The organism is Hydrogenovibrio halophilus DSM 15072 (genome assembly GCF_000384235.1).
Classification (GTDB): domain Bacteria; phylum Pseudomonadota; class Gammaproteobacteria; order Thiomicrospirales; family Thiomicrospiraceae; genus Hydrogenovibrio; species Hydrogenovibrio halophilus.
Genome location: NZ_KB913033.1, coordinates 2,031,751 through 2,050,588, shown reverse-complemented (window position 1 = coordinate 2,050,588; position 18,838 = coordinate 2,031,751). Strand labels below are relative to the sequence as shown.

Here is an 18,838-nt window from a genome sequence, read left to right as displayed (position 1 = left end):
CCCCATCATGTTTGATCACATTCTTTTCAATATCGTTTTTCTGCTGATCATCACCGTCGGACTGGTATCGGTGTCTCGGCGCGTCCATTTACCCCCGATCCTCAACTACATCCTCGTCGGGGCCATCGTCGGTCCTTACGGCCTGGAGTTGATCGCCAACGAAGACAGCATTCACTTTCTGGCCGAATTCGGCATCGTGTTTCTGCTGTTTGCAATCGGGCTGGAGTTTTCCCTGTCGCAAATGGTGGCGATGCGACGCATGGTATTTGGTTACGGTGCCCTGCAGGTGGGGCTGACAGCTGTGATCGTTTATGTCCTCAGTCGATTGCTGGACTTCAACTTTGAAACCTCGGTGGTCATTGCCGGGGCGTTTGCGCTTTCCTCCACCGCCATTGTGATCAAGCAACTGACCGAACAATCCGAGATTCACACCCGCCACGGACGGGCCACGGTCGGCATTCTGATTTTTCAAGACATCATGGCCATCCCACTGCTGATTCTGATTCCGGCACTGGGCATGGCGCTGGCACAACCGGAAAGTGCGGCGGAATCATTGGCCACCGAGTTGGGTTGGGCCTTTGCCAAAGGTCTCATAGTGGTGGTGGTGATGCTGCTGGCCGGACGTTATCTGCTGCGTCCGCTGTTTCACGAGGTGGCCATGGCCAAATCACAGGAACTGTTCACCCTGACGGTGCTGACGGTGGTGCTGGCCTCGGCCGCCTTTACCGAAGAACTGGGCATTTCCATGACGCTCGGCGCGTTTATGGCGGGGATGATGCTGGGTGAAACCGAATACCGCCACCAGATTGAAGCCGACATCCGTCCGTTTCAGGACATCTTGCTGGGGCTGTTTTTCATTACCGTCGGGATGATGATTTCACCGAGCATCCTTGAATCCCACTTGTGGATCATACTGGGGGTCACACTGGGCATCATGCTAATGAAAGGCTTTTTGATTTTTGGCGTCATGACCCTATTCAAACGCCCGGCCGGCGTCAATGCGCGTACCGCCTTTTCACTGGCTCAGGTCGGGGAGTTCGGCCTGGTGATCCTGACGATTGCCATCAGTGACCAGTTGCTGTCGGAAACACTGGGGCAGATTTTGCTGACTGTGACCGTGCTAAGCATGATGGTGACGCCGGTGATGATCAAATACAACGGCCGTTTTGCCCAGTTCATTTTCAAGAAAAGCTATCAGACCGATTTTGCCGAACTGGCGCATGAACTGAAGGAAGAAAGTCAGTTTCTGTCCAATCATGTGGTGCTGACCGGGTTTGGGCGAGTCGGTCAGACCACCGCCAAGTTTCTGAAACAGGCGCATGTGCCTTATGTGGCGCTGGACATGGACATCAAACGGGTCAAAGAAGCTCAGCAGAGTGGCGAGCCGGTGTTTTTCGGGGACTCGTCCAAGCAAAGCCTGATCGAAGCGACCAACATTCACCGGGCCAAGGTGGCGATCATCACCCACCACGACCACCATGCTGCAATGAAAACCCTCAAAACCCTGACCGCGATTGCGCCGGATCTGCCGGTACTGGTGCGCACCCAAGACGAAAGCCATCTGGAAGAACTGTTGGAAGCGGGTGCCACCGAAGTGGTCCCGGACACCTTCGAAGCCAGCATCATGCTCTCTTCCCATCTTCTGATGATGTTGGGCAAACCGCCAAGCCAGGTGTTACGCCTGACGCGCGAGGCTCGGCAGGATCGTTACAGTTTGCTATCAGGTCTGTACTTGGGCGAAACCGATGCCGTGCCGTTTGATCATGCTCAGATCGGACAGGTGATTCAACCCTTTGAACTGGACGAAGGCGCACACGCCGTCGGCAAAACCCTCGCTGACCTGCCGACGCAATCGCTGGGCATTGTGGTCAAGTCAATCAAACGTGGCAGTGTGCGTGGCGACGAGCCGGCTTCGAGCACCCGTTTGCGGGCGCGAGACGTACTCATCGCTCAGGGCCTGCCGGAATCACTGGAAAAATTCGAAGCGGTGCTCAACACCGGCAAACACTGATCAGGTCAACCAGATCAGACTGGCCTGACGCCCGGTCTGACCGTCCCGTCGATAAGAGTAAAAGCGCTCGGCATCGGCATAAGTGCACAACCCGCTCAAGGTCACATCCCGCACCCCTTCATGCAACAAGGCGATTTTGACCAGGCCTGGTAAATTGGCAAGGTAATGCGATTCCTGACCTGAGCGGTTTGGTTGAAAAAACGCATCGGCTTGCGCAAACCTCGCTTTGAACTGCGCCAACACCTCCGGGCCGACTTCAAAATGCGCAGGGCCAATCGTGGGGCCAACCCATGCCCGCAGGGCCCCTGCCGGGACCGGCATGTTTTTCAGTGTCTCGGCGACAATGCCGTTCGCAAGCCCACGCCACCCCGCATGGATCGCCGCCACCATTGTGCCCGCTTCGTCGGTCAAGAGAATGGGCGCGCAATCGGCGGTCAATACCGCACAGGCCAACCCTTTTTCACGAGTCCAACTTGCATCCGCCTGAGGCGGTTCGGCGGGCAATGTAGATTGCAGGGTCTGACAATGCGTGGAGTGGGTCTGGCTCAACCAGGCCGGTGTCACCCCTGCGCCCAGTTGCGATTGCAGAGCCTGGCGGTTGCGCAACACGGCCTGAGGGTCGTCCCCGACATGGTCGGCCAGGTTTCCAGCCGCCCAGGGCCCGACACTGTCGCCGTTTTCACGAGTGGTAAAACAGGCCCGAACCCCTGCCGGAAGCGTCCAGTCGGGCGTCATTGCTTTGATCGCGGGCTGCCACTCACGTTGTTGATCCGAACTAGGGGCTGTCATTGATTTTCTTCCGGAATGTCGGCATCGGTCACCCATTCCACTTCCACGCCGTGATCGGGATCGAATTCGTCATAGCCGCCGTCCCATTGCTGATTCATCTGGGCATCGTAATCGGCCATGTCATCGCGCAGAACGTCCATCAGTGCCAGCATGTCGTCCGGTACCGGGGCTTTCCACTTGATGGTTTTGCGGGTGACCGGGTGAACCAGACTCAATACCCCGGCATGCAACGCCTGACGTGGAAAGGCCCGCACAAACGCCACAAACTCTGGCAGCATTTTTTTGGGAATTTTCAGACGGCCGCCATAGACCGGATCGCCCACCAGCGGAAAGCCCAAATGCGCCATATGCACCCGAATCTGGTGAGTGCGCCCGGTTTCCAGCGACACCCGCACATAGGTATGACCGCGAAAGCGCTCTTTCACCCGATAATGCGACACCGCCGGTTTGCCGCCGACCGCCAACACCGCCATGCGTTTCCGGTCGCGCGGATGGCGACCGATGGGCTTGTCCACCGTGCCCCCGGCAATCATCCGCCCCACCAACACCGCATCGTACACCCGCTCGACTTCGTGGCGTTGCAACTGATCCACCAGATGCGCCTGGGCGGTCAGGGTTTTGGCGACCACCATCAGACCCGACGTGTCCTTATCCAGTCGATGCACAATCCCGGCCCGCGGCACCTGTTGCAGGGCCGGATAATGGTACAAAAGCGCGTTCATCAGAGTCGCGTCCGGGTTGCCGGCCCCGGGATGCACCACCAGGCCTGGTGGTTTGTTGATCACCACCAGCGCCTCGTCTTCATACACCACTTCCAGATCAATCGCCTGGGGCATCACTTCGGTGCGATCTTCCGGCACCGCCTCCAGCCGCAGTGCTTCCCCGCCCACCACTTTGGTGTTGGGTTTGGTCACCACATCTGCGTTCACAGTCAGCGCACCTTCCTTGATCCAGCTTTGCAACTGACTGCGCGAATAGTCTGAAAACAGGGTGGCCACCACCGCATCCAGACGCTGTCCAAGGGCGTCGTCAGGCACACTGGCCTGCAAGCGCACAATGTTGGAAGTGGGGGCGTTGGCATCCTGAGAATGAGTCGACAAAAACGTTCCTTTCTTTTTGTGTTGGTGACACCGGTTGAATTTCAGTCCGACCGGCATCGAAGAGTTGGGATTGTGTATCCGGACGAATCAAAATATGCTATCATCCGGACTTTGATTATTTCAATTTCAGCGTCGCTCGGTGGCTCCAAAGGCCGACCCAGCGCCGTAGTTTTCGAACCATTGCAGCGGGATCAGATCGGACAACGGCACCAACGGCTGTCGAAACGGTTTGCTCTGCGCCATGGCATAACAATAGTTTATCAAAGATTATGAAGCACTCGCTGATTTCCCTGTTCCTGCTTTTAAGCGCCCTGACCTTAAGCGGTTGTTCGTCCCTGGTGGCCAAGGACAACGAAGACAAAACCGTCAAAGAATTTTATGCGGCGGCCAAAGACGCGTTTAACAGCGGCCAATGGGACACGGCCATTGAAAACTACGAAAACCTCAAAGCCTATTACCCTTATGGCAAATACGCCGAGCAGTCCTATCTGGAACTGGCGTATGCCTATTATCGCTACGAAGAACCCGAATCGGCTCAGCGCGAATTGCAGGAGTTCATTCGCCTGTTTCCCAAACACCGCGCTCTGCCCTATGCCTACTATCTGAAAGCGCTGGCCACAGACGCCATCAATGAAAGCTGGCTGGACGACTGGATCACCGACCCGGCCAAACGCGACATGGCCTCAACCCGCGAAGCGTTCCAGTCCTATTTCGAGCTGCTGTCCAAATACCCTGACAGTCCCTATGCCGCCAAAGCGCGGGAACGCATCATTGTGTTGCAGAACCGCCTGGCCCGGCACGAATTTCAGGTCGCCAAATACTATTTCAAGCGGCAAGCCTACCTGGCTGCCACCACACGGGTCAAAGCCCTGATTGAAAACTACCCCAATGCGCAGACGGTCATGCCTGCGTTGGCACTGATGCGCGATGCCTACCAACAGCTGGGCATGACCCAAAACGCCGAAGACACCCAAACCGTCATCGACCACAACCTGGAAAAATTCCAGGCACAGGCCCAGACAGAGGATGCCGAAACCGACGAATGGGAAAACGGCCAGCAGCCACCCAGCAACAAACGCTGGCAGAAATCCGAAAAAAGCTGGTGGGACAACATGCTCGATTCGGTCGGCGACTGGTTTTAACCTGACGACTTGATCTGTTCGTTTTTAGGTGGCAAAGCAACTTGGTTTCACAAGGGAATAATCTCGACTTTCCCCCTTCGGACATCGGGTTCTTAATTTCTAAAAAACGTCGTATCCATAAACATGACCGACTGAAGAAACCTTTTCTTTGATATCAAGAGGTAAAAGCAGCAGGGTCGGTGCAAGTTTGTGAAATAATAGGGTTCGATACCAGCTCCATTGCTAAGCTGACATCAATATTTTACCAGCCATGCTTTCTTTCAGTTTCTCTCAGTAAAAAGTTCTCAGGTATTGGCCACCAGGCCTGGTCAATACTGACTTCAATCTTCCTGATAGCCGGACGTGATTGGGTAGCGGCGGTCTCGGCCGAAGGCGCGGGGAGAAATTTTGACACCGGGAGCGGATTGGCGACGCTTGTATTCATTGCGCTGAATCATGTTCGCAATACGTTGAACCAGTGCTGGCTCCAGCGACAACTGCGTTGCAATGGTTTGCGGAGACAGGTCGCGCCCGACCAGTGCTTCGATGACAGGGTCCAGCACATCATAGTCTGGCAAGGTATCCTGATCGGTCTGATCCGGACGTAACTCCGCAGAAGGTGCTCGTTCAATGACCCGATGCGGAATGACCGGCTCATCAACGGCGTCTTCCAGGCTGTTACGATAACGAGCCAGGCGATAAACCCAGGTTTTGGAAACGTCCTTGAGCGGCGAAAAACCTCCGACCATGTCACCATAGAGGGTCGAGTAGCCCACGGCCACTTCGGATTTGTTGCTGGTGGCCAATACCACCTTGCCCAGTTTGTTGGATAACGCCATTAATAACACGGCGCGAATCCGGGCCTGCAAATTTTCTTCGGTGGTGTCCACGCCACAGCCCTCAAAGCGCGGGGCCAGCAGTTGCTCAAAACCGGCATAAAGCGATTCAATGGGCAGCGACTGAAACCGCGTTCCCAGACGGCTTGCCTGGGTGGCCGCATCCTCTTCACTGATTTTGGCGGTGTAATAAAACGGCATCATCACCGCTTCCACCTGTTCCGCACCCAGAGCATCCACCGCCACGGCCAGCGTCAATGCCGAATCAATGCCGCCTGACAACCCAAGCAACACGCCTTTGAAGCCGTTTTTGTGCACGTAATCGCGCACGCCCAGCATCAACGCCCGATAAATCCGGGCTTCGTCATGATAGAGAGCGGCCTGTTCGCCCGGGGCAATGGCCACCGCCCCGCCCTGCTTCAACACCGTTAGCGGGGTAATGGCTTCAACAAATTCGGGGGCCTGAACCTGCACTTCGCCTTCGGCACAGGTCGCAAACGAGCCCCCATCGAACACCAGTTCGTCCTGGCCGCCAACCTGATTGACGTACACGACCGGACGCTTGACTTCGGCGACCCGACGCCGCACCACCTCAATCCGGTCCTGATGTTTTTCCTGCGAAAACGGCGAGGCGTTCAAGTTAAGCAGGATATCAGCACCGGCTTCCACCGCCTGCGAAGCGGGGGTGAACTTCCAGATATCTTCACAGATCAACAACCCAAAACCAACGCCCTTGTACTGCACAACACAGGGTCGGTTGTCCTGGGAAAAATAGCGTTTCTCATCAAACACGCTGTAATTGGGCAGGTTTTGCTTGATGTAGCTGGCCTGAATCTGGCCCTCAGCAAGCCAGGCGGCCATATTGAATCGCTCGCCCAGGTCGTCCATCATCGGATAGCCGACCACCAGAGCCACATCCTGTGCGGCCTCGCATAATCGGCTCAACCCCTGATCCACCTGTTCATACAAAGCGGGGCGAAATAACAGGTCTTCCGGCGGGTAGCCGGTCAATGTCATTTCCGGGAAAACCACAATTTCCGCCTGATGCTGCTCCTGCGCCTGCTCGGCGGCGGCGATGATGGCCTCGACATTGGCCGCAATGTCGCCCACAATCGGGTTGATCTGAGCCATACACAGGCGAATTTGTTCAGACATAACGCTTCCTTGAGCCTTTCAGCTTTGCGAGAGGCAAGCCAGCATGGCCTGCCCCATTTCTGTGGGCGAATCCACCACCGTGACACCGGCTTGCTTCAGTGAGTCGATTTTGGCTTGAGCCGTGCCCTGACCGCCACTGACAATGGCCCCGGCATGACCCATGCGTTTGCCTGGCGGTGCGGTCATTCCGGCAATGTAGGCCACCACCGGTTTGGACATGGACGCCTGGATATACTGGGCCGCGTCTTCTTCGGCCTGGCCGCCGATTTCTCCCACCATGATCACGCCCTCTGTGGCCGGGTCCTGCTCAAACATCTGCAGGCAATCGACAAAGCTCATGCCCTGAATCGGGTCGCCGCCGATGCCCACACAGGTGGTTTGGCCCAGATTGGCCTGAGTGGTCTGATGCACCGCTTCGTAAGTGAGGGTGCCCGAACGCGAGACAATGCCAATGCGACCGGGTTGATGAATGTGGCCGGGCATGATGCCGATTTTGCAGCCCTTACCCGCCTCGCCGGGCGTGATCAGCCCCGGACAGTTGGGCCCGATCAGATGGGCGTCGCTCTGATCCAGCACCGCCCTGACCTTGAGCATGTCGTTGACCGGAATGCCTTCGGTGATACAGGTAATGACCTTGATGCCTGCGGCAATCGCTTCAATAATGGAATCGGCCGCAAACGCAGGGGGCACATAAATCATGGAGGCTTCCGCACCAGTGCGCGCCACTGCCTCGGCAACGGTATTGAACACCGGCAGGCCAAGATGCGTGGTTCCGCCTTTTCCAGGCGTGACCCCTCCGACCAGACAGGTGCCGTAAGCCAGCGCCTGCTCGGAATGAAAACTGCCCTGTTTGCCGGTCAGACCCTGGCAGATCACTTTTGTCTGTGCATGAACCAAAATACTCATTATCGTGCCTCCCCGGCCAGTTTCACGGCTTGCTCGGCGGCTTCAGACAGGGTTTCAGCGGTCACAATCTGCAATTCACTTTCCGCCAGACGGGCTCGACCCTGTGCCGCATTGGTCCCTTCCAGTCGCACCACCACCGGCAGCGTCAGACCGACTTCTTTCACCGCCTGAATAATGCCATCGGCAATCAGGTCGCAACGCACAATGCCGCCAAAAATATTCACCAGAATCGACTCGACCTGATCGGAAGAAAGAATCAATTTAAAGGCTTCGGCCACTCTGTCTGCGGTCGCACCGCCGCCAACGTCCAGAAAATTGGCGGGTTCCCCGCCATGCAACTGAATCAGATCCATGGTCGCCATGGCCAGACCGGCACCATTGACCATGCAACCGATGTTGCCATCCAGCGCAATGTAGTTGAGTTGATGATCGGCGGCACGCGCCTCGCGCTCATCTTCCTGTGACGGGTCGCGCATTTCTGCCAGTTCTTTCTGGCGGTAAAGCGCATTGGGATCGAGGCTGACTTTGGCGTCCAGTGCCACCAGCGCATTGTCGGCGGTTTTGATCAGTGGATTGATTTCGAGCAGAGAAACGTCCTTGTCCAGCGCCAGACGATAGGCGGCCTGCATGATCTGTCCCAACTGTTTGAATGCCTGCCCGGTCAGATTGAGCGCAAACCCCACTTCGCGACACTGATATGGCATCAGTCCAACGGCCGGATTCACCGTCACCCGATGAATGCGCTCGGGCGTTTCCGCCGCCACGGCTTCGATGTCCATGCCCCCGGCCGCGGAAACAATAAAGGTATGACGTCTGGAGGCCCGATCGATCAACAGACTCAGATACAGTTCTTCTTCAATCGCCAACGTTTCTTCCACCAGCAAGGCCTTCACAGGAAGGGCCTTGCCAGCCGTCTGTGGCGTTGCCAATTCGGTTCCCAGCAAGGCCCGAGCCAGTGTTTCGGCTTCGGAGGCACTTTTTACCAGTTTGACACCGCCAGCTTTGCCGCGGGCACCGGCGTGAATCTGCGCTTTGATCACCCACTGATCCGTTCCAGTGGCGTTCAAAGCGTCTGCCAATTCGCTCTGATGCCTGATCACCTGACCGGTCGGCACCGGTATCCGATAAGCTCGAAAAAGAGATTTTGCCTGATATTCGTGTAAATTCATGCCTGACTCAGCCACTGAAATTCAAAAGTGGTATTTTAAGGCTTTTGGTCGGGCTTTACGAGTGTGCGTTCAGGCACGACACAAAAAACGCTATAATATTGGCCACAATCATTCTTTCCTGGGAGTCCTATGCGGGCCTTGTTTTATTTTTTTCTGATTCTGGCGGTGTTTTTTCTGGTTTTGTTTGTGCACAGCCGGGTTCGTCAATTTCGCCAGACGCTCAGTGACACCTTTGATTCGACCAGCGACAATGACCCCAAAGCCGACCAGACCGACAAGATGGTGGCCTGTGAAGTCTGCGGCCTGCACCTGCCAGAAAACGAAGCGGTGAGCGTCCAGCAAAACGACGGCTGTCACTATTACTGCAGCGAAGCGCACCGCGATCAGGCACGCCAGTCCTGAACGCTAGTCCGGCTGCGTCTGACCGTCGATCTCTTTGATGGTCGCGTCGAAATTCAAGGGCTTTCCGGCCAACGGATGGTTGAAATCCAATAGCACCGAATCGGCCTCCAGAGCCAGAACGGTCGCTGGCACTTCTTCGCCTGTGGGCGTATTCAGGCCCACCACATAACCGGGTTCCAGAACCATCTCTTCCGGGAAATCGCGGCGGTCCATGCGATGCACATTGCCGGGATCCGGTTCTCCGAACGCCTGCGCAGGCGACAAACCCAGCTGAACCCGCGTGCCCAGTTCCAGGCCGATCAACCAGTTTTCCAGCGCCGAAAACAACTGGCCGTCACCGATTTGAAACCGAAACACTTCGTTGTCCTCGGTCGCCTCAACCACTTCGCCATCCCCCGCCAGAGTCAAAACAAAGGCGATGCCCAATTGCGAATTTTCCGTCACTCTGGGCAGCGATTCCGCTTGCGCCTTGTCAGATTCTGTCATGTTCCAACTCCTTGAGGTGTGCACTGATTGAGGATTTCACCGAAAACGCGGTTCATTTTTTACCAGGCCTGGTTGTTTTACCAGGCCTGGTTATTTTGGGCGTTCTTTTTCGTGCGGCCGGTTTTTTCCGGGGCGAACCGGGACCTTTTACCCGATTGCGCCCGGCCTTTTTGGCCTGATACAAAAACGCATCGGCGGCCTGCATCACCGCTTCGGGGTTTGCCTGCCTGGCATCGCGTTCGGCCACCCCAAAACTGGCAGTCAAGCTCACCGGCTTTTCCTCACCGGTTTTTGGGTCCACCACCAGCAAAGGGGTCGAAGCAATGCGTTCTCTCAGCGCATCCAAAGCCGGTTGCGACGCGGCAGCCGACTGGCCGGGAAACACCAGGGTAAATTCTTCACCCCCATAACGGTAAACCCGCCCAATCCCCGACTGCTTCAGATGTCTGGCCACAACCTGCAGCACCCTATCACCGGTCTCATGACCGTAACGATCATTGAACTGTTTGAAATGATCGATGTCCATCATCGCAATCGCATAACGCCGACCCAATCCGGCAAAACTTTCAAACAGAGCACGTCGTCCTTTCAGGCCAGTCAGGGTGTCGGTGTAGGCCAGATGATGCGCTTCAAACACCACCGCCAACAAAACCGCCAGCAGCGCCAACGAAACCCACCAGGCCAGGGTCGTTGGCTGACCAAAGGCATTCATCGCCAGAACCGCCATCACCAACACCACAGGCATGGCCAAATCCAACACCTGGGTGTGACGCGAAAACGCCATCCATGCCAGCCACAAAAGCAACACCATGACCGACAAGGCCAGTCCACTCCATGGCACATGAATCCACTCAGTCGGCACCGGCCAGAAAACCCAGCCCCAACCCGGCGCAGGCAAGCTCATCATTCCCCAGAGAATCAGCACAAATGGCAGCCACCACAGCACCGCCTGCAAAACGACCCAGCCCAAATGATGGAACCCTTTTTCCGGCAGCAGACGCCACACCATCAGATGCACAGGCAGACTCAATGCCAACAGTGGCAGCAGAAGCTGCGCCCCTGCCACCCTCTGCGGCAACACAGCCCACGACAGGGCATAATAGGCACAAAGCGTAACGATCACAGCAATTGGCTGGAAACGGTTAAGAAACAGGCTGATAAACCCTGTCAGAAACACCAGAATGAAAGGCAGCCAGAGCACTGACTGTTCGGCCAGATCAGGCCAGTCGACTCGGTTTGGCTGGCCCCAGAAGCCCAAGGCAACCAACCCCAGCAACCAGAGCAGATGAACCCGCAAACTCATTCAGCGATCAGGTATCGCCAAACCACGAGGATTCCTGCGGTTCGATTTCGGTACACACTACTCGCCAGGTCAAGCGATAACGGCAGTCCCCCGACACACAGGCCAGATCGTTCTTGCCCAGTTCTGCGGCCTTGGTGGCATGACGCGAGCGGACGGACACGCCCACCGGGCACAAGTCTTCCGCCTGGCTGGCCAATGCGCGGCTGTGCAAATCTCTGGGCGGCTCGTCGTAATAAGCGGTCAACAGAAACTCGTTTTCACCCAGCTCCTGCGAGGTCACTGACGCGCACCCGGTCAAAAACAGGGAAGCGGCCATCACACCGGCCAGAATCCCTCTAACATAATTTGTAAAGACTGTTTGTCTCATGCGTTATCCATTCTTTTGTTTTACTGCCCGGAAATCGATTGTTCGGTAATGCCCAGCTCTGTGACCACATAGCACATATTGGTGTGCAGTTTTTTGCCATCCACCAGAAACGACGTGCCTTCAGACAATTGATCATCGGGGTTGATGCGCACACTGCCCTGATAGGACTTGATCAATTCCCCGGTATGACAGGTATAAATTTCAATCTTACGGTCCAACCCCACCCAATCCGACTGAAGGTTTTTCGCAGAGTTGGAGATTTTTTCACAACCCACCAACATTGCCAAAGGCAGAACAGCGATTCCGAGTACTTTAAAATGTTTTGCCATGTTTCACCGACTCAGTTTCAAAGGCACTATTATGCCAGTTCTGCCTATTTCAATCCATTCTCTGTCACGGATGATTGGAAAACGCTTTGATTCCATCAAAAAGACCGCTCACTTCTCATTCCACTGGAATACCGGCTTCGTCTTCTTCGGGCTTGACTGGGTCGGTGCCTTGTTTTTCGGCCGAAGATTCAATTTCCTCCCAACTGGTTGATTTGGCCTCACCCCAGGCTTCTTTGACATCCTGCCCCACCCCTTTGGCTGTTTCCTTGGTTTTCTCCCAAGCCGACTTTGCATCCTCCTTGGCCTCTTCACTGGTGTCTCCGGCATAAGCGCCGGGCATCCAAAAAAGGCCATTCAACACGATCAGAGCAGCCCACACACACGTTTGCTTTTTCACTTATTTACCCTCAACTGTCATTCATGAATGGAAATCACTTTTACTGATTTTACCTGCTTTGCTTAACGAGTATAATCCAAACAAAACGTTCAAACCCAATCTCCAAGGACGCACCATGGAAAACATCACCATTCTGGGGACCGGCTTTGCCGCCCTGACCGCCATCAAAGAAACCCGTAAACAATTGCCCAACGCCAAAATCACCGTGATCGCCCCTTCCAAGCAAATGGTGTATTTGCCAAGTCTGATCTGGCTGCCATCGCGCTTGCGCCAAAGTGATGACTTAAAAGTGGACCTGACCAACTACTTCAACCGCCAGACAGTGGAATACATTCAGGCTCGTGTCACCGGTGTCTCGGAAAAAGGCCGCCTGGTTCACACCGATGCAGGGGACCATTCCAATGACGGCCTGATCATTGCCACGGGCGGGCGATTCATAAAAAAACTGCCCGGCATCGAGCACACCATCACCCCTTGCGAAGGCATTGCAGCGGCCGAAGCGATCCAGCAACGGCTTGATACGCTGGCTGGGGGCACCATTGCCATCGGTTTCGGCGGCAACCCCAAAGAACCGTCAGCGATGCGCGGCGGTCCCATGTTTGAATTTCTGTTCGGCATCGACACACTGTTGCGCCGACAGGGCCGACGCCATCAGTTTGAGTTGGTCTTTTTCAACCCGGCGCCCAAACCCGGCAAACGCTTGGGCGACAAGGTCCCGGACAAGGTGGTGAAAATGATGGAAAAACGCGGCATCAAAACCCATCTTGGCCACAAAATGACCGGTTTTGAAGCCAACAAAGTGTTGACCGAAGGCGGTGAAATCGAGGCCGACATGATTTTATTCATGCCCGGCATGACCGGACCCGACTGGGTCGCCGATTCGGACATGGTCAAATCCGAGGGCGGCTTGATCAAAGCCAATGAACACTGTCAGGTCGAAGGTCTGGAAAAAACGTATGTTGCGGGTGACTCCGGCAGTTTCCCCGGACCCGAATGGCAAGCCAAACAAGCGCATGCGGCCGACCTGCAAGCGGTGACTGCCAGCCGAAACCTAGCCAAAGAACTCAATGGACAAAACGACTTTGAGCGCATCAAGCATGAACTGGTCTGCATCATCGACACCTTGAGCCACGGCGTCTTGATCCGGCGCACCGAAAAAGGCACGCTGCTGCTGCCACCCTGTCGCCTGATGCATTTTGCCAAACGCTTCTTCGAAAAGTGGTATTTGCGACAGTACCGATAAACCGCGTGTAACAACCTGGCGGAAACAAAAAAGGCGCTTTTTAAAGCGCCTTTTTCGTATCCCGCTTTTCAGTGCGAGTGACGGTTATCGGATTTCGTCCAACCCGACTTTCAACAAGCCAATGTGGCTGGCGTAATTCACCAATTCTGCCGAGGCCGTCAACCCTAGTTTGGTCATAATGTTCTCACGATGCTTGGAAACCGTGCGATCACTGATGCCCAGCAGGTCGGCGATGTCTTTGGTTTTGTAACCTTCGGCCACCAGTTTGATCACCTGCTTTTCGCGAATCGACAATTTTCTGGGCTTTTTGGGTTTGTCGCTTTCCGACACCGCCTCAGCCCGCTTGGCTTCCACTTCCGCGGTATAGGTTTCCAGACCGGGTTCGATCGCCGAATGGATGAACAATTCGTCGTCCAGGACCTCTTTGATCCCCTTGATCAATTCGGCTTTCGATACCGACTTCAATGCCAGACCGTTCACCCCCAGGTCCATCACTTCTTTCCAGACGTTAGGGGCTTCGGCCGCCGTCAACACGATGATTTTGATGGGGTTTTTCTGCTTTCTGAGCTGGGTAATCACGGCCATGCCACTCAGCTTGGGCATGGACAAATCAATAATCAGAATATCCGGCGAATCCTGCTCGATGATCGACATGGCGGTCTCGCCATCCTGAGCTTCGGCAGAGACCTTGACCGTGCCATCGGTATCCAATATTGACTTAAAACCGGCCCGGACCAGATCGTGATCTTCTGCCAGAAGCACTCTCGCTTTTGCCTTTGCCATTCCAACATTCCTTTTTGCGTGTTCAGTGTTATATTATAAGCATTATTCAGTGATAGTCTAATGGAGACGCCGGATTAAGTTTTCAAGGGCCTTGACGCCGTGATCGGCAATCGGCCAGAATTCGGCCGGATCGGCCTGGCAGTCGGCCTTCTGTTGCTGCAGGCATTGAACCAGTTCCAAAATCGGTGTCACCTGAAACATCATCAGATTGCCTTTCAGGCGATGCAACACGGCCGAAAACTCTGACAGATCCCGTGCTTTCATTGCCAGAGCGAGTGCGTCGCACTCTTCATGAAGTGCCTGAATCAGCTGCGGTTTCATCGCTAGCAAGGCGTCATCCAACACCCGATCCAGCGCAAAGGTTGCCATGGCACTCTCTGCCGCCTGAAGACAATCGGTCAAAGGGGCTACCGACTGGTTTTCATGGTTTTTCGCCGTCCGCGCCTCAGACAAACGTGAGTCAGCCGAGCAACCCTCCGGGTTGCCCTGGTAAAAACACTCGATCAGGTGAATCACCTTGTCCTGCGACACCGGTTTTTCCAGCCACTGATCAAACAGGTCTTTGTTGAGCGTCATCCCCGATTCGGCTTCTTCGGCCGCTGTGTGCGCTGCGGTCAGGGCAAACACGCCTTTGAGCGCGGGGCACTCGGCTTTGGGCAAAGCGCGAATTTTCTCACAGACTTGCATGCCGTTAAGCCCCGGCATTTGAATGTCCAGAAACACGAAATCATAACGGTTCTGAGTGAATTTTGACCAGGCCTGGTCGCCATCACTGGCTTGATCCACCTGACAGCCGGCTTCCAACAAAAACGTTTCCAGCACTCGAAGATTGATCATCGAATCATCGGCAATCAACACACGGCAAGACGACAGGCCGGCGCGCGAATGCTCCGGTGAGACCTGGGTGGCAAAAAGGGCCTGATCGGTTTTTTTCTCCGTCTCCGTCCCCGTCCACTCGACCTGCTCGGCACTGTCGCAATCCCGACCGGGAAAAGGCAGCCAGACTTCGAAACAGGTCCCCTCTCCCAGCTGCGAACGGACTTGCACATCCCCCCCCATCAATTCGACCAGGGTTTTGACAATGGCCAGTCCCAGACCCGATCCCACATACTGTTTGCGCCCCTTGGCATCCAGCTGTTTGAAGGGATCAAAAATAAAGCGCAGATCCTCTTCATCGATCCCCGGACCGCTGTCACACACCCGCACCACCAGCCCGGCGCTGTTGTCGGTCTGGCGTTCATCGACCGACAACCGAACTCCACCCTGTTCGGTAAACTTGATCGCGTTGACCAGCAAATTCAGCAAGACCTGAGAAGTGCGCACCAAATCGCCATAAAAACAGGCATGGTCTGCCGCGACCTCCACACTCACACTCAGTCCCTTCTCCGAGGCGATGGATTTGGTCAGGTGGCGCAGATAGTGAATCATTTCATCCAGATTGAACACGGAGTTCTGCAAGCGAATCTGATCCGACTGGGTTTGGGAAAAAGTGAGAATGTCATTGATCAGAAAGTTGAGTTGATCGATGGTCAGACGCATGACCTGAAGCTGCTCCCCAATCGGCTTGCCATCCAGATAATGCTGCTTGACCAGATCAATCAGTCCGTTCATGCCCATCAGCGGCGAACGCAATTCATGGCTGAGCATCGCCAGAAACTGTGTCTGAGCGCGATATTGTGACTCCAGCAAATCGGCTTCTTTTTTCGCCATTTGTTCGCGTTCGCGCAAACGCTCAATCATCAGCCGGCTGTTGGAAGCCACCAGTTCTTCTTCCAGCGCATGCAATTCGGACACTTCCACGCAATTGGCGCAAATGTATTCCTGCTCGGACGTGGCCTGCCAGTGAAGCTGCGCCATCAACCAGACGGTGCCATGCGCCAGTTCCAGACCGATCAAAAAGCGCTGCTCCAGTTCCGGGTCCTGACGAAGAGCTTTCATACGCTGGGCCAGTACAGTCTGACTTTCTTCCTTCAAGCAGGATACAAATTCATCAAAGCGCAAGGCCGTTTTTTGCCCAAGCGATTCGGGCAAACGTTTTCGAAAGGCCTCGGACACATAAAAGCCCACATGAAAAGGCGCGCTTTTCTTTCGGGTTGAACACCACCAGAGCCCCTGATCCAAAACGGTTTGGGCGACCATCGGGCTGATTGAAAACGGGGATTGGCTCATAAACACACGGGTTGGCTTGGCTTCACTGGTGACAAAAACGCGAATCAGTTTAGCATAACTTAACTAACCCGAATATTTCACAAATTTGCACCGATCTCGCTTGCCCCTTGATTCCACAAGGCATATTTCCTCAGTCGGCCGTAATCGCCGATACGACACTCCTTCGAAAATTACCTTGTGAAAACAAGTTCCTGCGCGACCTCAGCACAAATTTATAAAATATTCGGGTTAAGAATACGTAAATACGAACGCATGCAAAACCGCATCGCAGCCGACCCCCAAACCCGGCAACATGCCCCAGAAAACACCCGGTTCAGACTCCGACACCTTCGTTGGTGACCGGGCCGTCTTTCCCCGTTCGGACACAAAGGGTTTCCGGCATCGGATCGATACGGTAGAATGATCATAATTTTAACAGACATTAACGCTTTTATGACCAGTCAGACCACCCGCACAGAACATGACAGCCTCGGGCCACTCTCGGTGCCTGCAGACGCCTTGTGGGGCGCGCAAACCCAGAGAGCGGTAGAGAACTTCCCCATCAGCGGCACCCCCATGCCGGCGCCGTTTATTCAGGCCGTTGCCCGTATCAAGGCGGCCTGCGCCCGAGCCAACCAAACTCTGGGACGGCTTTCGCAGTCCAAGGCCGACGCCATTGTGCAGGCCGCCACAGAGATCATGGAAGGTCGGTATCTGGATCAGTTTCCGGTGGACGTGTTTCAAACGGGATCCGGCACCAGCACCAATATGAATGCCAACGAAGTGATCGCCCATCTGGCCTCGCAACAAAGCGGCGAATCCATTCACCCCAATGACGACGTCAATATGAGCCAGAGCTCCAATGACGTCATCCCCACCGCGATCCATCTCAGCGCTGCCCTGGCTCTGGAAACCCAGCTGTTGCCGGCACTGGCACAGGCCCAAACCATTTTGCAGAACAAGGCCAGGGCCGTTCAGGGTCTGGTCAAAACCGGTCGCACCCATCTGATGGATGCCATGCCGGTGCGACTGGATCAGGAACTCGACACCTGGCATCAGCAATTGGCCGACAACGCCGATCGGCTGCAATCGGTCAAAACACGGTTGCACCAGTTGCCTCAGGGCGGTACCGCCGTGGGCACAGGCATCAATGCGCCGGCCGGTTTCGGAAAGGTCTTCTGCAAATGCCTCACTCAACAGTGTCAGCAGGAAAACGCTTTAAAACACTTGGATTTCAGCCCCATGCCCAATCCATTTGTGGGCTTGAGTTCACAGGACACCGCTCTGGAACTCAGTGGTCAGCTCAACACCCTGGCAGCAGGCCTGGTCAAAATCGCCAACGACCTGCGCTGGATGAACTCAGGACCACTGGCCGGGCTGGGAGAAATCCAATTGCCGGCCCTGCAACCGGGCAGCTCCATCATGCCGGGCAAAATCAATCCGGTGATTCCGGAGGCCGTGGCCATGGTCGGTGCCCAGATCATGGGCAACCACACCGCCTTGACCCTGGCCGGTCAGTCTGGTAATTTCCAACTCAATGTGATGTTGCCCCTGGTGGCGACACGGTTACTGGAAAGCCTGAACCTGTCGGCCAACGCGTTGACCACCCTGGCCACCAAGGCGATTGATGGCTTTCAGGTCAACGAACAGAACCTGTCACAGACGCTGGCTGTCAACCCGATACTGGTCACAGCCCTGAACGCACTGGTCGGCTATGAAACCGGCGCGGCCATTGCCAAGGAAGCCTACCGCAGCGGACGACCGGTGCTGGACGTGGCCGAAGAGATGACCTCACTGGACCGCCAGTCACTGGCCCATTATCTGGACCCGAAAAAACTGACTCATGGCGGTTTGCCGGAAGATTTTCACACGCCGAAACACACTTCGGATTAACCATAAGGAATTGTATGTCTGTCATCGACCTCACACAGGACACGTTTGAAGAAACCATTGAAAACAACGAGATTGTCATCATCGACTTCTGGGCAGAATGGTGTGGCCCCTGCAAACAATTTGCGCCCACATACGAAAAAGTTTCAGAAAACCACTCCGACATTGTCTTCGCCAAAGTCAATGTGGAAGAACAACAAGAGTTAGCGGGCATGTTTCAGGTAAGATCCATTCCCACTCTGGTGTTCATGCGTGAAAAAATCGTGGTTTTCTCCAACCCTGGCGTGATCCCGGAAAGCAATTTTGAAGAAGGCATTAAACAGTTGAAAGAACTGGACATGGAAAAAGTGCGCCAGGACCTGGAAAATGCCCAGGCTGAGCAGGAACAGAACCAAAGTTAAGA

18 protein-coding genes are annotated in these 18,838 nt (G+C 55.1%); 6 read left to right on the top strand and 12 right to left on the bottom strand.

The annotated features are described in order from the left end of the window. The first annotated feature begins 7 nt into the window (after positions 1 to 7). Positions 8 to 2,011, top strand: a complete 2,004-nt coding sequence (locus A377_RS0109870; RefSeq protein ID WP_019896191.1) for a cation:proton antiporter — start codon at positions 8 to 10, stop codon at positions 2,009 to 2,011. Here the strand turns inward: A377_RS0109870 and pgeF are convergent, their stop codons facing one another. Then, positions 2,012 to 2,800, bottom strand: a complete 789-nt coding sequence (gene pgeF, locus A377_RS0109865) for a peptidoglycan editing factor PgeF (protein WP_211209287.1) — start codon at positions 2,798 to 2,800, stop codon at positions 2,012 to 2,014. It abuts the gene before it with no gap. Beyond that, the gene (rluD, locus tag A377_RS0109860; RefSeq protein WP_019896189.1) at positions 2,797 to 3,957 is read right to left on the bottom strand and encodes a 23S rRNA pseudouridine(1911/1915/1917) synthase RluD; all 1,161 of its coding nucleotides are present in this window, start codon (positions 3,955 to 3,957) and stop codon (positions 2,797 to 2,799) included. Before rluD ends, pgeF begins: the two co-directional genes overlap by 4 nt. 212 nt (positions 3,958 to 4,169) lie before the next feature. On the opposite strand from rluD, the gene A377_RS0109850 reads away from it, so the two are divergent. Beyond that, positions 4,170 to 5,042, top strand: a complete 873-nt coding sequence (locus A377_RS0109850) for an outer membrane protein assembly factor BamD (protein WP_019896187.1) — start codon at positions 4,170 to 4,172, stop codon at positions 5,040 to 5,042. Between the two features lie 320 nt (positions 5,043 to 5,362). On the opposite strand, the gene A377_RS0109845 is transcribed toward A377_RS0109850, so the two are convergent. From A377_RS0109845 to sucC, 3 genes are read right to left on the bottom strand one after another with little or no spacing between them, the layout of a single operon-like run. Next, positions 5,363 to 7,012: an NAD+ synthase gene (locus A377_RS0109845; protein WP_019896186.1), complete on the bottom strand. Its 1,650-nt coding sequence runs from the start codon at positions 7,010 to 7,012 to the stop codon at positions 5,363 to 5,365. 18 nt (positions 7,013 to 7,030) lie between these two features. Beyond that, positions 7,031 to 7,918: a succinate--CoA ligase subunit alpha gene (gene sucD / locus A377_RS0109840; protein WP_019896185.1), complete on the bottom strand. Its 888-nt coding sequence runs from the start codon at positions 7,916 to 7,918 to the stop codon at positions 7,031 to 7,033. After that, positions 7,918 to 9,087, bottom strand: coding sequence for an ADP-forming succinate--CoA ligase subunit beta (gene sucC, locus A377_RS0109835; protein WP_019896183.1), 1,170 nt, complete (start codon positions 9,085 to 9,087; stop codon positions 7,918 to 7,920). The genes sucD and sucC overlap by 1 nt, the downstream gene beginning before the upstream one ends. Positions 9,088 to 9,216: 129 nt before the next feature. On the opposite strand from sucC, the gene A377_RS12410 reads away from it, so the two are divergent. After that, entirely contained in the window at positions 9,217 to 9,489 is a 273-nt protein-coding gene (locus tag A377_RS12410; protein ID WP_019896182.1) for a PP0621 family protein, read from the top strand. A 3-nt stretch (positions 9,490 to 9,492) separates the two neighbouring features. On the opposite strand, the gene A377_RS0109825 is transcribed toward A377_RS12410, so the two are convergent. The 5 genes from A377_RS0109825 to A377_RS12395 all read right to left on the bottom strand — a co-directional run bounded on the left by A377_RS0109825 (position 9,493) and on the right by A377_RS12395 (position 12,371). Then, positions 9,493 to 9,975 carry an FKBP-type peptidyl-prolyl cis-trans isomerase gene (locus tag A377_RS0109825; RefSeq protein ID WP_019896181.1) on the bottom strand — a complete coding sequence of 161 codons (483 nt, stop codon included), beginning with the start codon at positions 9,973 to 9,975 and terminating at the stop codon, positions 9,493 to 9,495. Between the two features lie 52 nt (positions 9,976 to 10,027). Then, entirely contained in the window at positions 10,028 to 11,278 is a 1,251-nt protein-coding gene (locus tag A377_RS12850; RefSeq protein WP_019896179.1) for a GGDEF domain-containing protein, read from the bottom strand. Between the two features lie 7 nt (positions 11,279 to 11,285). Continuing rightward, positions 11,286 to 11,645, bottom strand: a complete 360-nt coding sequence (locus A377_RS12400) for a hypothetical protein (protein WP_019896178.1) — start codon at positions 11,643 to 11,645, stop codon at positions 11,286 to 11,288. A 20-nt stretch (positions 11,646 to 11,665) separates the two neighbouring features. Further along, entirely contained in the window at positions 11,666 to 11,974 is a 309-nt protein-coding gene (locus tag A377_RS0109810; RefSeq protein ID WP_033422863.1) for a hypothetical protein, read from the bottom strand. 115 nt (positions 11,975 to 12,089) lie between these two features. Continuing rightward, the gene (locus A377_RS12395; protein ID WP_157760822.1) at positions 12,090 to 12,371 is read right to left on the bottom strand and encodes a hypothetical protein; all 282 of its coding nucleotides are present in this window, start codon (positions 12,369 to 12,371) and stop codon (positions 12,090 to 12,092) included. Between the two features lie 115 nt (positions 12,372 to 12,486). Between A377_RS12395 and A377_RS0109800 the strand changes: the two genes are divergently transcribed. Then, entirely contained in the window at positions 12,487 to 13,614 is a 1,128-nt protein-coding gene (locus tag A377_RS0109800) for an NAD(P)/FAD-dependent oxidoreductase (RefSeq protein WP_019896174.1), read from the top strand. A gap of 84 nt (positions 13,615 to 13,698) precedes the next feature. On the opposite strand, the gene A377_RS0109795 is transcribed toward A377_RS0109800, so the two are convergent. Continuing rightward, on the bottom strand, positions 13,699 to 14,397 hold the full coding sequence (locus A377_RS0109795) for a response regulator (protein WP_019896173.1): 699 nt from the start codon (positions 14,395 to 14,397) through the stop codon (positions 13,699 to 13,701). A 57-nt stretch (positions 14,398 to 14,454) separates the two neighbouring features. After that, positions 14,455 to 16,566: a hybrid sensor histidine kinase/response regulator gene (locus A377_RS0109790; protein WP_083919146.1), complete on the bottom strand. Its 2,112-nt coding sequence runs from the start codon at positions 16,564 to 16,566 to the stop codon at positions 14,455 to 14,457. 432 nt (positions 16,567 to 16,998) lie between these two features. On the opposite strand from A377_RS0109790, the gene A377_RS0109785 reads away from it, so the two are divergent. Together A377_RS0109785 and trxA are read left to right on the top strand one after the other, a co-directional pair. Continuing rightward, positions 16,999 to 18,438 (top strand): class II fumarate hydratase, encoded by a 1,440-nt coding sequence (locus tag A377_RS0109785; RefSeq protein WP_019896171.1) that lies wholly within the window; start codon positions 16,999 to 17,001, stop codon positions 18,436 to 18,438. A gap of 14 nt (positions 18,439 to 18,452) precedes the next feature. Beyond that, positions 18,453 to 18,836 carry a thioredoxin gene (gene trxA, locus A377_RS0109780; RefSeq protein WP_019896170.1) on the top strand — a complete coding sequence of 128 codons (384 nt, stop codon included), beginning with the start codon at positions 18,453 to 18,455 and terminating at the stop codon, positions 18,834 to 18,836. The last annotated feature ends 2 nt before the right edge of the window (positions 18,837 to 18,838 follow it).

Excerpts from the sequence above, each read along its gene's own strand:
- A377_RS0109870 (WP_019896191.1), top strand. The coding sequence starts at position 8 with ATGTTTGATCACATTCTTTTCAATATCGTTTTTCTGCTGATCATCACC.
- pgeF (WP_211209287.1), bottom strand. The coding sequence starts at position 2,800 with ATGACAGCCCCTAGTTCGGATCAACAACGTGAGTGGCAGCCCGCGATC.
- rluD (WP_019896189.1), bottom strand. The coding sequence starts at position 3,957 with ATGCCGGTCGGACTGAAATTCAACCGGTGTCACCAACACAAAAAGAAA.
- A377_RS0109850 (WP_019896187.1), top strand. The coding sequence starts at position 4,170 with ATGAAGCACTCGCTGATTTCCCTGTTCCTGCTTTTAAGCGCCCTGACC.
- A377_RS0109845 (WP_019896186.1), bottom strand. The coding sequence starts at position 7,012 with ATGTCTGAACAAATTCGCCTGTGTATGGCTCAGATCAACCCGATTGTG.
- sucD (WP_019896185.1), bottom strand. The coding sequence starts at position 7,918 with ATGAGTATTTTGGTTCATGCACAGACAAAAGTGATCTGCCAGGGTCTG.
- sucC (WP_019896183.1), bottom strand. The coding sequence starts at position 9,087 with ATGAATTTACACGAATATCAGGCAAAATCTCTTTTTCGAGCTTATCGG.
- A377_RS12410 (WP_019896182.1), top strand. The coding sequence starts at position 9,217 with ATGCGGGCCTTGTTTTATTTTTTTCTGATTCTGGCGGTGTTTTTTCTG.
- A377_RS0109825 (WP_019896181.1), bottom strand. The coding sequence starts at position 9,975 with ATGACAGAATCTGACAAGGCGCAAGCGGAATCGCTGCCCAGAGTGACG.
- A377_RS12850 (WP_019896179.1), bottom strand. The coding sequence starts at position 11,278 with ATGAGTTTGCGGGTTCATCTGCTCTGGTTGCTGGGGTTGGTTGCCTTG.
- A377_RS12400 (WP_019896178.1), bottom strand. The coding sequence starts at position 11,645 with ATGAGACAAACAGTCTTTACAAATTATGTTAGAGGGATTCTGGCCGGT.
- A377_RS0109810 (WP_033422863.1), bottom strand. The coding sequence starts at position 11,974 with ATGGCAAAACATTTTAAAGTACTCGGAATCGCTGTTCTGCCTTTGGCA.
- A377_RS0109800 (WP_019896174.1), top strand. The coding sequence starts at position 12,487 with ATGGAAAACATCACCATTCTGGGGACCGGCTTTGCCGCCCTGACCGCC.
- A377_RS0109795 (WP_019896173.1), bottom strand. The coding sequence starts at position 14,397 with ATGGCAAAGGCAAAAGCGAGAGTGCTTCTGGCAGAAGATCACGATCTG.
- A377_RS0109790 (WP_083919146.1), bottom strand. The coding sequence starts at position 16,566 with ATGAGCCAATCCCCGTTTTCAATCAGCCCGATGGTCGCCCAAACCGTT.
- A377_RS0109785 (WP_019896171.1), top strand. The coding sequence starts at position 16,999 with ATGACCAGTCAGACCACCCGCACAGAACATGACAGCCTCGGGCCACTC.
- trxA (WP_019896170.1), top strand. The coding sequence starts at position 18,453 with ATGTCTGTCATCGACCTCACACAGGACACGTTTGAAGAAACCATTGAA.